At 58.7% G+C, this 13,818-nt stretch carries 8 protein-coding genes; 2 read left to right on the top strand and 6 right to left on the bottom strand.

Annotated elements, in window-relative coordinates:
• Positions 1-669: 669 nt before the first annotated feature.
• Entirely contained in the window at positions 670-1,185 is a 516-nt protein-coding gene (locus tag V7665_RS06910; protein ID WP_335663801.1) for a CBS domain-containing protein, read from the top strand.
• 168 nt (positions 1,186-1,353) lie between these two features.
• On the opposite strand, the gene V7665_RS06905 is transcribed toward V7665_RS06910, so the two are convergent.
• The 4 genes from V7665_RS06905 to V7665_RS06890 all read right to left on the bottom strand — a co-directional run bounded on the left by V7665_RS06905 (position 1,354) and on the right by V7665_RS06890 (position 10,899).
• Positions 1,354-1,668: a hypothetical protein gene (locus V7665_RS06905; protein WP_335663800.1), complete on the bottom strand. Its 315-nt coding sequence runs from the start codon at positions 1,666-1,668 to the stop codon at positions 1,354-1,356.
• A 63-nt stretch (positions 1,669-1,731) separates the two neighbouring features.
• On the bottom strand, positions 1,732-3,618 hold the full coding sequence (locus tag V7665_RS06900; RefSeq protein ID WP_335663799.1) for a WD40 repeat domain-containing protein: 1,887 nt from the start codon (positions 3,616-3,618) through the stop codon (positions 1,732-1,734).
• Between the two features lie 1,017 nt (positions 3,619-4,635).
• Positions 4,636-8,805 (bottom strand): translocation/assembly module TamB domain-containing protein, encoded by a 4,170-nt coding sequence (locus V7665_RS06895; RefSeq protein ID WP_335663798.1) that lies wholly within the window; start codon positions 8,803-8,805, stop codon positions 4,636-4,638.
• On the bottom strand, positions 8,806-10,899 hold the full coding sequence (locus tag V7665_RS06890; RefSeq protein ID WP_335663797.1) for an autotransporter assembly complex protein TamA: 2,094 nt from the start codon (positions 10,897-10,899) through the stop codon (positions 8,806-8,808).
• 226 nt (positions 10,900-11,125) lie between these two features.
• Between V7665_RS06890 and V7665_RS06885 the strand changes: the two genes are divergently transcribed.
• Positions 11,126-11,662, top strand: a complete 537-nt coding sequence (locus tag V7665_RS06885; protein ID WP_335663796.1) for a hypothetical protein — start codon at positions 11,126-11,128, stop codon at positions 11,660-11,662.
• A gap of 15 nt (positions 11,663-11,677) precedes the next feature.
• On the opposite strand, the gene V7665_RS06880 is transcribed toward V7665_RS06885, so the two are convergent.
• Both V7665_RS06880 and V7665_RS06875 read right to left on the bottom strand, forming a co-directional pair.
• Entirely contained in the window at positions 11,678-12,847 is a 1,170-nt protein-coding gene (locus V7665_RS06880) for a winged helix-turn-helix domain-containing protein (RefSeq protein ID WP_335663795.1), read from the bottom strand.
• Between the two features lie 5 nt (positions 12,848-12,852).
• A complete protein-coding gene (locus tag V7665_RS06875; RefSeq protein WP_335663794.1) occupies positions 12,853-13,776 on the bottom strand; it encodes a DMT family transporter in 924 nt (307 codons plus the stop codon).
• Positions 13,777-13,818 lie beyond the last annotated feature (42 nt).

Genomic DNA, 13,818 nt, shown 5'->3' with positions numbered 1-13,818 from the left:
AACGCTGGTGCGCAGTGGAGGTCAGTGGAAGTTTCTGTCCCTCACCGGTTTTGATATGAAAAAGAAATAAAATGATCTGCACCCCGATTGTGCAGAATGATCGGGGTGCCAAGTATCGAGTGCGGCGCTCTTAATGTCTAATATCCGATTTTGCGCCAAAATCAGACATGATAACGGCCCAGTCCGAACGACCGCAACTGGGGCGGTAGCCGAAGGACTGCTTCTGTTCCCGCACTGCCCCCTTTTTTGCGCCCATAGTGGCCATACCATCAATAATCGGCTTTCCCGCATGTTTACGCTGTGTCGGCCGAGAGTCGAGATGCTCGACAGGATCGACAGCCGGCAGCTGGTCGTTCCGGTCAGATGGACATTAGAAAGCCTGCGGCAAGCCTTTGCTCCGGGCTTTCTTTTGCCCAACCCTCCGGGCAAACGAGAGACCCCGGCTTTCTGAGCCGTTCTGCCCGAACGGACATATAGCGTCTCGCCCGATCCCCGCTATCTGTCACAGATGGAAATTAGCACCACATACATGGCCTGGTTGATGAAGCGCAAACAGGAGGCATTCACAAATGCTCCTCTCGGCTTTTTTGCGCGGCGCGGGCAACTGACGTTGTCACGCGATGCGTCCGCTCATCGGCGTTACTCTTATATATATGAGGATCTGTTAGAATGAAAATTAGTGAACGCGCCGAATATGCGACCAAACCCATCCCCCTGACCTGCAATCCCGGTGACATGGTGATTGACGCGGTCAAGCGCATGGCGGGGAAAAATTATGGCTCGATCGTCGCAGTTGACGATGATCAGCATATTTTGGGATTGCTCACCGAACGCGACATCATGAAGCGACTGGTGGCGGAAAATCGTGATCCGGCCAAAACCACAGTCGGCGAAATCATGACCGGCAGCGTCCGTACCGCCAACGAAAATGATGAACTGATCGATTGGCTGCGGATCATGTCCAACGAACGGTTCCGCCGTTTGCCAATCGTGGACAGCGACAATAAACTGGTCTCCATCATGACCCAGGGCGACTTTGTCTCCTATACCTGGCCGGAGCTGATGGGGCAGATGAAAAATCTCGCCAAGGCAACGTTCGGCGAGAGCCTGACCCTGCCCCGTATCCTGGCCGGTGTGCTGGCCTATAGCGTGGTGATCATCATAGCGGTCGGATTGATAAGCTAGTCATCCGCCACGGTGACAGCCGAACAGGCGTTCCGCTGCGCAAACACGCCAGGCCCGGCCGATCGCAAAGATAATATAGCAGCTGATCGTTGCGGTCAGATGGACATTAGAAAGCCCGGGGCAAGCAATTGCTCCGGGCTTTTTGTCGTTGGTCGTCGGGGGATAACATTAGCGCAAGGCGGCACCGCCAATGATAACAATCCCGCCGGTGTCGCCGGCGTCACAACGAATGCTTGAACTAATGGTTGCCGGCAAAGCCTGAACCAGCGCATTGATAGCAGCATAGCATTCGGAGCCAGCTTTAGCCACATCGTCCGGAGCGGACGGCAGGTTTGACCTGATGGTCTCGACTGCGGCGATAAACTGGTTCAGTGCGGCCTGGTCGTTTGTTTGGTCTGGTTGTGCCTGTTGTGCCATGACCGGGCTTGCAGCCAGTGCCAGAGTGGTCAGCGTTGCTGCATAGAGACGAGATAGATTGCGCATATTTTATTCCTTTAAGAGAGACATTCGATCGAAGAGCCGTGTTTTTGATTTTTCGGAAAAGGCTCAGTCTGTAAAAATTCGCATGATATTTTCGTCTCCACCCGCCAGAACAGCGGTTCCATCCGAATTGAACCGGACCGAGCGGAGCGGTTTTGTTGCCTGAAAAGACGACAGCGCACTGCCGGTGCTACCATCCCACAAAATTATCGCACCATCATCATGCGCGCTGACAATGCGGGAGATATCCTTGTTGATCGCGATAGCGTTGACGGCGCTGTTGTGACCGGTGAATTTGGAGACTTGCTGCGTTGTGGAGAGGTTCCAGACGCTGACCGTCCCTTCCCCATTGCCGGTGACGATATAGGCACTGTCCGGGGTGAAAACGACATCGTTGATACCGCCGACAATATTGCCCTGAATGGTCTGAACCCGTTGGCCATTGAGGATATTATATATTGTTATTTCCTGTGTCGCGCCATTTACGCCCGCTACGAACCTACCATCCGGACTAAAAGCTACAGAACTGCTCACCCCGTTGATATATAACAATTGGGCGCCGCTATTAGCGTCCCAGACCTGTAATGTACTGGCCGAGGTCGTTTGGTTGAAACAAGCTGCCGCGATCCGCAATCCTTGCTGATCATAAGCCACCGAATCGCAAAGCGCAGACGGCGGACTTTGCAGAACCAAGGCCTGGGCGCCGGTCGCTACGTCCCAGACATTGACCGTCGCTTGCTGCAGATTACCGCTGTGGCGGCTACCCGAGACAATGCGCTGACCATTGGGACTAAAGTCCGTGTCCAGCAATATGTCACCCCTGCCCTGCAGCGAAATCGTCACCCCCTGCACCAGATTCTGACCCGACGCGTCCCATATCGACAGCTTGTTGTCCCAACCACCGGTTGCAATCCGCCGGTTGTCAGGGCTTATCGCCAATGTCAGGGTATCGGCATTGTAATTCAGTGTATTGGTCAGGCGGCTAATGGTTCGGACCGTGTTGATCGGCGCTTGTGGCTGTTGCACCGGTGGTTGTCGCCACTGGGGTTGCCGGACCGGCGGCTGTTGCCACTGCGGCACTTGCCCTTGCGGTTGCCGCCACTGGGGCTGCTGGACCGGTGGTTGTTGCCACTGCGGCAGGCGCCCTTGGGGTTGTTGCACCCGGGGCGGTTGCCATTGCGGCTGGCGTGGTTGATATTGTTGCACGGGCGGTGCCTGATATTGTCCGCCGCCGGGTCTTTGAAAGGCACCGGCATTGGACCGAGGCTGGGCAAATTGGCTTCCCGCATTGGGAGTCGGCGATCCGCTGGCATTCACACCGCGGAAATTGAACCACATATGCTTCTGACCCTTCAGGAATATCACCGCGCGATTATTGTCCCATCGCGCCGCACCGGTGATATCTCCGGCAACATTTTGCAGACTGGGCAAGGTGAATGCATTCATCGCGATCGGACCGAACGCGATATTTTTTAGCGCCATATCATATTCAATATATTGTCCGTCATTCAGGAAGAATAATATCGAATTTCCCTTGAACCGGAGCGCTGCGTCGATCTTGTTGCGATAGGGCGCCAATCCCGGCCAATTGTTGTTATCAATATAGCTGAGCTGCTGCACAACATTTTCGTTATTGGCATCAAGCCCGACATATTGCCCGGTTCTCAGAAAAAGATATTTCACGCCGCCATAGTTAAATGATGCCGTCAGCTGCTGCATATAAGGGCCCAGGTTTGTCTGACTGAGGTCATTGGGCCCGGAGCCGAGATTTGTGGTGGTCGTGTCATATTGCATGACGCCGCGGTCGTTCCGAACCAGAAAAACCTGGTTGCCGGGGCTTTCGATGCCGGCATCAATCTCCTGCGCATGGGCCATGCCGGGAATGATCGCCATTCCCAGGGCCAGGGCCAAAACTGGCGGCTTGATATTTGTCACTTTGGTTGGAATGCGCATGGTTGATCCTTCAACAGACGATTGCGCTAAACATTGATGGTGTCGCCTGGCATGCTTTCACGCAACTGACAGCCGGCGATCTGCGCCAGTTTATCCGGAAACGCGTCGGTCGATTTTGGTGGTGTCGTGACAACGGTCCTGCAACGAAAACGGATTCACGCTGAATCTGACCGGTCCTGGTTGAAATCTACTCGCCAAATAATTCGAACGCTCAAGCCTATGGCTCGCAATCAATTGCATGATAGTCCCCCCGCCCGCATTTTCGTTCTTGCAAATGACCGGCCCGAGCAAAGCGGTCATTTTTAGAGAACCTGAGGAAAATGGGAGAATAGACTCCGCCAAGAGCTGCAGGAGCACGGCTTGCTTATCAACATGCCCACCGACACATGTAAAGCGATTATCGCAGCCGTCGCTTGTGGTTGGCGGCGCGGATGCCTGACCCGGTTGCCGTGTTTGCGCTAAATTGGGTTGAACGGGGAAGCGGATATCAGATGTCGAGCCGTGGCTGGACAATCGGTCTGCACCCTCAGGGTAATTCCGCCTCTATATAGCGATCCGGGCGAATATTATCCCGAGTTGCCATGCTGCCAAGTGGCAGCTAGCTGACTGCTCCAGAAACCATGCCGTAACTACTAAATTCCCCCGTTGAGAAATGAGTTTTTCCCTCTGTCGATATGGTGGAGCTTAAGCAAACCAGCACCGGCTTTTCATATGGAAGCCTCGAGTGCGGGATTTTCGTTTTCAGCTCTGTGATCTTCATTTCGGCGGTCCTTTTTTGCGACATGAGCGGCGGGGCTGTATATGTTGGCTTGCCCGATCTGTTGGTGAACTTGGTCTAGCCCTAAGCTTTTGAAAATAAATGTCAATTTTTACAGGAAAAGCTAGCGGGCATGGCGTGCGCAAAGGCGGCCTTCGGTCATTTGCGAAAAGCGTGGGAATGGCGCCTATTGAGGCGTTGGCTGACGGGCGGCTATCCTATCGGCAAATCAGTCTCTCTGCGCCCGGGGCGACGCCAGCTCAATAATCCTTGCTCACCCGCACATTGACGCTCTGCCGGCCGAGGGTCGAGATGGTCGACAGGATCGACAGCCAGCGGGTGATCTGGAATTCAAGGCTGGTCGCGCTATAGCCCTTGCCGTCGGTGATCAGCTCGACATAGGCGCGGCGGGTGATATATTTGCCCGCGGCAATCGAGGTTCCCGAACCGGTATCAATATCCGACGGCAGGATGCGCAAACGATCGAGCCCGACCGCCTTGCGCAGCTGGTTGATCGGATCAAGCCCGCCGCCACTGTTGAGCGAGGCCACGGCAGCGGCCAGCTGGACCGCTTCCGGCGCCGACAGATTGGCAATGGAGGCGCCGAATAATATCCGCGAGAGGAGTTCGTCCTGCGGCAGCGCCGGGATGCTGGTGAAGGCGATTTCCGGCTGATTGCCGGTGCCGGTGACCTTGATCGTGGCGTTGAGGCCGGTCAGATTGGCTTCCGCCTCGATATCCAGGATCGGATTGACCGGCTGGTTGCCGACAAAGCGGATGCGGCCGCGTTCCAGCCGGAAGCGCCGCCCGGAAAAGGTATAATTGCCGCGGATCAGATTGGCGGTGCCGACCATCGCAAAATTGTCGACCGGCCCGGATATCTTGAGATTGGCATTCCACTCGCTATCCAGACCCAGCCCCTCGACCCGCAACCGATTGGGGACATCCGCCGTTAGCGCAAATTGCCAAGGCCGACCGCGAATCTGCACCGGCCGTTCATCAGCCCGGCGATTGATCTCACGGGTTTTTATGTCCGGCAGGCTGGCGGTTGCGCTTGCCTTGCCGAAGCGGAAGAAGCTGCGGTTGAGGACCACGTCGCCCGAGATCAGACCGCCTTCTGCGGAGCTGCGGATCTTGATCGGTCCGGTCACGGTGGCGGCGAAATCATCCCGGGCGATCAGCGCCGCCCGCTGGGCATTGATGTCCATGATGATGCCGATGCCTTCACCGGGGGCGACGGCAAAGTTGAAACTGCCGCTGCCGCTCAGCGTTCCTCCATCGACCGTGACTCCGGTGATATTCGGCAGCACCAGACGCGAGCCGTCAAACTGGCCGACCGCCGTGATATTGGAGATAACCGTGCCGGTCAGAGGACTTTCCAGCCGCGCGTTGCTGGTGCGGACCTGTCCCTCAATCTGCGGATTGGCGAGGCTGCCGCTGATATCGGTGCTGGCCGCGACCGGTCCGGTCAGGTCAAAGGTTTCGACACCGGTCAGGCGCCACAGGCTCTCCGCGCCGCCGCTGAACCGGGCCTGCGCGAACAGCGGCTTGCGCATCAGCTCATCCTGCCAGCGCCCGCCGCCAAGGCCGGTTACCCGTCCCTGGAAGCGGCCGATCGTTTTTCCCGCGGGCGATTTGATGATCCCGCGTGCCGCTGCGTTGCGCTGCGAAATGGCAATATTCAGACCGAGATCAACCGGCGCAGAGGTCAATATCAAGCCAGACCGGGTCAGTCCGTTGACCGTCAGCTTTGCTTCACCCACCGGCACCTGCGATCCCGACTGGGTGAGCTTGACGGTGCCGTTGACGGTGCCGCCGAGCCCGAGGTCGGGATAGGCGATATCGATCAGCGACAGCGGCATTTTCGTCATCGACAGGTCGAGCCGAGAATTTCCGCTGCCCCAGCGGCCGGACATGCGGGCGCTGCCGCTTCCGTAGCTGACCGTGGTCGGAGACGCGGTCCAGCCATCGCTGACCCGCCGGAGTTCGAGCGGCCGCGCCAGACGAAGGTTCCGGCCTTCAAACTGGCCGGTCCCGGTGATCCGGTAAAGGTCGGGTGTAATATCGGCTTTCGCCTGAAATTCGAACGTACTGCCCCGTGTTCCCGCGACGGTGAAGGTTGCAGAGCCGGTGCCATCGGTCAGCTTGGCATTGGCGGCAACCCGGCCGATAATCAGCTTGCCGCGGCTGATCCCCTGCGCCCGCAGCGTCGCGTCAATATTGGACCGGCCATCGATCAGGACAATATCGGCATCGAGCACGGCAGTACGGATGAATATCGGTGGATTGCCATCAAAGCGGGCATTTTCGGCCTTGAGATTGGCACGGATCAGCTGCCGTCCATTGCCGGGGCGGAACAGGACATCGCCGTTCACGCCGCCGCCGCTGACAGCGAGCGTGCCGGCGAGACCATCTGCGGTCGGCGTGATCGTCCCGGTCGCCAGCGTATCGGACACCACCAGACGATCGACCCGCACCGCAGTGTCCTGACCCGGCGTGGTCAGGATCATCCCGTCACTGGTAAACGGCCCCAGCGTCGACCCACCGGCAGCGACATAGGAAAATCCGGCCTTTACCGGGTCAAGCTGAAGACTGACCGCCGACAGGCCGGCCGCTGGCAGCGGGCTGTCGAGCAGCAAGGCGATTTTGGGCCGGTCCAGCGGGCCGTCGAGCTTGAGATCAAAGCGACCATAGCTATTCTGGCTGCCCGATCCGCGAAACGCGAAGGTTGTCGCACCGGTCTGGTTGCCGGCCCCTTTGAACGAGAGGTCGGGTGCTTTCACCGCGAGATTGGCAAATCGCAAGAATCCGTCCGGGCCAAGGGAGAGGCCGGTTTGCAATTCCGGCAGACCGCCGGCCAGTTCGCGCAGGAAGTCGATGTCGAAGCGCCGCAGCCTGGCATTGACCTGGCCCTCCAGCGCGAGCCCGGAAGGCGCCGGTCCCAGATCAATATCGGCAATGATATCGGCGACCCCGACACCCTGCACGGCAAATCCGGCTGCCGTGGCGGCGATGTTGACGGCAAAATCGCCGGTCGAAGGCCGCAGGTCAAAATCCAATGTGCCTTTTGCCGCATTGGTCGCGACGTTCGCGCGCTCGGCAAACAGCCGGTCATTTTCAAAGCGCAGCAAGGCGGTTGCGGTAAAGCCGGAGAGCAATTGCTTCAGCAAATCGCCATTGCCGATCAGCGTTCCGACGGAAAGCTCGACCGGAATGTCCCAGCCGCCGGCATCGCGCTGGCCCTCGCCCTCGCCGCGCACATTGGTCAGCAGGGTCTTGCCAAAGGCCAGTTGCGGCGCGGTCAGCAGATATTGATAGCGCAGTTCGGAAAATTTTCCGTTCAGCAAGGCTTTCAACTCGAAATCCTGCGCCTTCATATTGGCCGCCAGCGCGGATGGATCGATCAGCCTGGTCTCAAGGCGCATCGCATCGAGACTGTTGCGGGCCAGATCGATGCCGCCCTTTGCGGTGAAGGACAGGGCAGCGGAGCGCGCTTCGAGATCCAGCGCCACAAGCCGATCCGCGAGACTTGCGGTGCCCTTTATCGCCAGATCGGGCGACGCCAGTTTCTGCGCAATTCCGTCGGGCATGAGATTGCCGGCCAGCTTGCCATCATAAGCAAACAGCCCTTCCCGCGCTTCGAGGCTTATTTGCGTCAATGTCTCGCCATTGCTGAGCGCATTCAGCTCGCCATTCCATTTCTGCCAGTTACCATCGCCTTTCAGGGTGACGGCCAGATCACGTTCCAGGCCCAAAGCCCTGGCCAATATACCACCGGCAGGCGCGATTATTTCGGCATCGATATCCAGCTTTTTCCGATCCGGTTCGGCATTCAGGGCGAGCAGCAATTTGTCGCCACTGCGCGTGGTTGCCGCATCGAGATGCAGCATCGCGCGACCGGCCCTGATATCGGCAGAACCGGACAGGTCGGCAAATTGCTCGGTGCCGGCGATTGCCTTGCCCAGCGCCAGATTATCCGCGCGAAACGCGCCGACATATATGTCAAAACCCGGCAGCAGCGGCTGGTCTTCGCCGCTGTCGATCAATTCCGGCAACCGGTCGAGCCGCGCCTTGATGATCACCGCCCGGGAAATATTGAGTTCATTGAAAATCCAGGCCAGCGGGTTCCAGTCGACCGCTACTGTTCCGGCGGTAAAAAACCGGCCCTTGGGATCGTGCAGCTGAAGCCCCTGCACTTGTCCCTTGCCATAGATGGATCCATCAATCTCGGCGACGCGGATGCGCAAGCCATTGGCCGGTTCCAGCGCCTCGACCTGACGGATGATGAAGCGATGCCCGGAATCGCTATCCAGCCAGATCGCAGTGCCGACCAGCCCAAGGATGACAAGCGCCGCCAATGCCAACAGGCTGCGCATCGGCCAGCGCCAGGTCATCAGTTTGAAACGGGGTTTTTTGGCGCTTTCGGTCATTTAGAAAGCCTGTCCGAGCGAGACATAGACGGCGATGCGCGAGTCACCCGGCTGGGGGTTGATCGGCGTACCGACATCGATGCGGATAGGTCCGAAATCGCTATAATAGCGGATCCCGAGACCGGCACCGTAGCGCAGACCGGAAAAATCCGGGCTGCTGCTGGTGTAGACATTGCCCGCGTCGATGAAGGGCACGAGACCGAAATTGCCGCCAAAAAACCCTGTCCGGACGCGCGCTTCCAGCGAAAATTCAACCAGCGAGCGGCCGCCCACCGGGTCATTATTGGCATCGCGCGGCCCGATACTCTGATAGCCATAGCCGCGCACCGAGCCGCCGCCACCGGAATAGAGCCGGCGGGATGGGGCGATCCGGTTGTTGCCGGCGCCGGTGATCGTTCCCAGACGGGTGCGTCCGGCCAGCACGATTTTATCCGAGACCGGGAAATAGGCGGCACCATCGAGCTGGCCACGCACATAGAAGAAGCTGCCGTTCTGGAGCGATGCTTCCGGGGAAATGCGGCCAGTCAGCCGGAAACCACGGGTCGGATCGAGCAGGTTATCGCTGGCGTCAAAAGTGACCAGCCCCGGCAGCGCACCGATAAAATAGGTATCGCGGCCGGTCGCACCAGCAGGCCCGGTGACATCCTCTTCTCGCGACGCGAGCAGTTCGACGCCGGCCGACCAGCTCCAGCGCTTCTGGTAGATGAGATTGCTCTGCCGCTCGATATTGGCGGCGACCGAGAAAGTCTGTGCCTTGAACGCCGGACGATCAACAACGCTCAACGCCGCACGCCCGTTCAAGATATTGTCGCGCCGGTGGTAATTGTTGCGGCGATAGGCGATGCTGCCCGACTGTTCCTGCGTCGCCAGGACAGCCGTCGCCCGGACCAGGCCTTCCGGCGGGAAGAAATTGCGATGTTCCCAGCTGACTTCGGCCCGGGCACCTTCGCCTGTGCCATAGCCCAGCTCGCCAGCTACGGTGCGCAGCGGTGCCGGTGTCACGTTGACGGCGATATCAACCGCGTCCGGGTCCTGCGCCACCACCGGATCGACCGAGATGGTCGAGACCAGACCGGTCGCGATAAGCGCCCGGCGCAAATCTTCAACATCCGAAGCCTGATAGAGGTCGCCAGGATTGAAGCGTGCGATCATCTGGACATGATCGGCATCGAACAGGTCGGTCTGCGCCATGACGATCGAACCGAAATTAAAGCGTCCGCCGGGCGTCACCGGGACTTCGAGATCGCCCAGCCGTTCAGCATGATCGATTTCCAGTTCCGGCTCGCCGGTTTTTGCAAAAGCATAGCCATTTTCCACCATCGCGCCATCGAGCCGGCCGATGGCCTCCATGATCCGGTCGCTGTTGACGGTCTCCCCCGATTGCAAGCCGAAGCTGTCCCGGAACCTTTGTGGATCGGGCGCAACCGCAGTTTCCAGATCGGGCAAGGCGATCGCGTCCAGCTCATATAACGGTCCCGCCTGCACGTCGATAAACACCGTTAGCCGCTCTGCGCCATCAGCCTCGAAGCGAGACTGCACGACAGCGTCATAATAGCCTTCGATCCTGAGCAGCCGTTCGACCAGCTCCACATCGCTTTGCGCGCGCCGTCTTATCTGGGCGAAATTGGCTTCGTCGCCGCGATATTGTTCCAGAACCGACAATATGTTGAAACGGGTGTTGAATGCATCGCCGATCTGATCGGGCAAGCCTTCGAAGCTGATCCGATAGGCGGTTTCCGCCAGCGCATCAGTCGGTCGATAGTCATTGAGCGGCAGATCTTCTGCCAATTGGACTTCGCCTGGCTGAAGCTCCTGATCGCCGGGTTCGTCTGCCCCGGCCAAGGCCGCAGCGCTCTCCTCTTCGCCATCATCGACCACCGGTTCCGTCACCTGATCCAGATCGGGCCATTCGACACCAAAATCAGAAAATTCGGTCAGCGGCTGGTCCGGGTCGAGCGGGGCTTCGAATTCCGGCTGATCCGGCGCACCGGCGACCGGTTGATCTGCCGTCTGGGCATAGCCCGGCCGGACGAGCGAACCCGTCAGCAAAATAACCAGCATGCCAAGGCAGCAACGATATGCGGTTAGACCCATCGCCTATCTCTTTAGCGGCGGATGAATAGCGATGCCAACGAATAAGACCGCCTGTCCTGCAAGCATTTCTTTTTGCGGGATATTCCATGCCTCCACCGTGGGACGCCCATCAAGGGACCGTTTTTAATCCGATATTAACCAAGTTAATCCATATTTCAGGTCAAGATCGACTGGGCGCGGGTGTCTGGTCAAATATCGTACAAAAGGATCGCAGGAAATGTCGAATATGCGTATTATTTTGCTTGAAGCGGCCCTCGTCGCCGGTGTTTTGATGACCGGATTGTCGGCGTCACAGGTCGCCTATGCGGCACCGATTTCGGCCAACCTTCAGGACGCGGCGACTGATTCTCGGACCGATGTGAAAATCGACAGTTCAATCATGGTCGAACGGATCAAAGAGACGGAAACCGGCGTAACCGTTACCACATTGCTCGATCCGGCGAAGGTCAAGGTCATTCCCGGTGACCAGCTGCTGTTCACCAACAGCTATAGCAATAGTGGCCAGAATGATGTGACCGGCTTTGTCGTCAACAATCCGGTGCATCGCGCCGTGACCTTCGTCGAGGCGCAAGAGGACTGGGCGCTGGTATCGGTCGATGGCGGCCAGAATTTCGGCAAATTGTCGGAACTGAGCGTGATCGATGCCGAGCAAGCGAGTCGGCCGGCCACCGCTTCCGATGTCACCCATATCCGCTGGGTCCTGCCCTCGCCAATCGCACCCGGCGCATCCGGCGAACTGCACTTTCGCGGGACTGTCAAATAGACCCGAAACTGCGTTTCACACCCGGTCACATTCCCATATAATATCACTGACTCCAATCAGGCGCGCCAACCGCGCCAGTTCCGCTGCCAGCTTTGCCTGCCGTCCGACAGGCCAGCTTACCCCCGGTTCGGGCCAGAATTGCGTCACCCGCAAGTGACCCGCCGAGCGGTCGGCCTTGATTTCGATCCGGCCGACAAAGCGGTCGCGCTCCAATATCGGATAGACATAATAGCCCCACAGGCGCTGCGCTGCGGGCACGAACATTTCGTTGCGATAGGCAAAGCCGAACAGCGCCGACAAGCGGTTGCGGTCGCGCACCACCGGGTCGAACGGATTGATGATCCGCAGCCTTGCAGTTGGCGCAGAAACGCCAGCCAGGCGCGCCTCGATATCCGGTGGCGCCAGCGCCTCGCGCCATATTCCATCATGCGATTCCAGTTTGACCGGGACCAGATCAGCTGTCCCCTGTGACCAGGACTTTACTTCCTTCGCATCGACCGCGCCCCAGAAACGCTGAATTTCACCGAGCGATCCAAAGGCCAGCCGGTCGAGCGCATTGCGGCACAGCCAGTCGATCTGGGCGCTATCGTCATGGGCCGCGTCGCGGTGATGCTGCGGAATGACCCGCTCGGCGAGGTCGTAATATTTGGCGAAATTTTGCCGATGGGAGGTCGCCAGTTCGCCGGCATACCAGAGCTGGTCGAGCACCCGTTTGTGCGGCGGACGATCCCACATCTGTTTCTTGCCCTCGACCCTGGTGTCAAAATCATGGGTCGATAGCGGGCCTTCCTGCGCGATCCGGGACAAGATCTGCGCCTGCCCGATTTCCTTGATCGCCTTTTGAAAAGAGGCGTGACCCGCGACCTGTTCTCCCAAACGCCGGAACTGGCGCTGCCACATCGGGTAAAATTCCATCGGCAGGATCGAGGCATCATGGGTGAAATGCTCGAACACCGCCCGGTCCTGACCCAGCAGCTGGTCGATCATCGGTTCGCGGTAATTCTGGTTGCGGCTCCACAATATATGATGGTGGGCGCGGGTGACATTCTGGATCGTGTCGAGCTGGACAAAGCCGAGGCGGCGGATTGTTTCTGGCAGATTGAGCGGGCCGGTCGGTGTTTCGCACAGTCCCTGCGATTGCAGCCAGAGCCAGCGCGCTTGCCGGTTGCTGATCCGCAGCGCCATCGCGGTCAGACCGCAGTGGTTTCGATATGCGCGACTTTCCGGTCCCGCCGCGTCGCCAGGATACAACCGGCGACGATCAGGATGGCGCCCGCGACCGTGGTCAGCGTGATCGGCTCCCGAAAGAACAGCCAGCCAAAAATCGCCGCCCAGACAAAGGCGCTATATTCCAGATTGATCAGATTCTTCGCTTCGGCCCGGGCATAGCCCCAGGCAATGAACACCGCCGATATGATCGACAGGATCGCGCCGGCACCAATATAGGGCAGGAATTCCTGATCCGGGACGACCGCAAAAAACGGTGCCAGCAGCAGGAAGGAGGCGCCGACGATAAGATTTTGGGAAAAGCTGATCTCGATCGGGCCGGCGAGCAGGGCTTGCTGACGCTGGATCACCAGATTGCCGGCATAGAGCACGGCGGACGCCAGCACCGCGCCCATGCCGAGCAGCGCCTGTTCATCATATTCGCCCGAGATCCGGCCGCCTGCGATCACCAGCACACCGCTGAAACCCAGCAACGAGGCGTAGATGGCGTTGCGATGGATGGACTCGCCGAGAAAAACCGCAGCCAGATAGAGCGCGATAATCGGGGCGATGAATGACAGGGCAATCGCTTCGGCCAGCGGCACCCGCGCCAGGCCCCAGAAAAACAGATAGGACATGAACACGACGATGATGCCGCGCTGCAGATGCACCTTGCGCGCCGCGCGGCCCGGCATTTTCGGACGGCGCGCGAAGAATATCACCGACACGATGGCGAGAGATGTCAGCACCCGCCAGAGCAGGGCATTATAGGCGCCCAGTTCCATCGCCAGGCTTTTCATCACGACATCCATCATCGCGAAGGACAGCAAGCCGATCAGCACCGAACCTGCGGGCAGCAGCGGCGGAGCCTCTTCCAAAGACGCATCGGCGGAAATCACATCGGACATATATTATTCCATCAGCCAAATGCTGTTATGCTGTTGCTGGTC

The sequence above is a fragment of the Parasphingorhabdus sp. genome, from assembly GCF_036964675.1.
Lineage (GTDB): Bacteria > Pseudomonadota > Alphaproteobacteria > Sphingomonadales > Sphingomonadaceae > Parasphingorhabdus.
The sequence above is the reverse complement of the archived record's forward strand: the minus strand, read 5'-3'. Positions and strand labels throughout refer to the sequence as shown.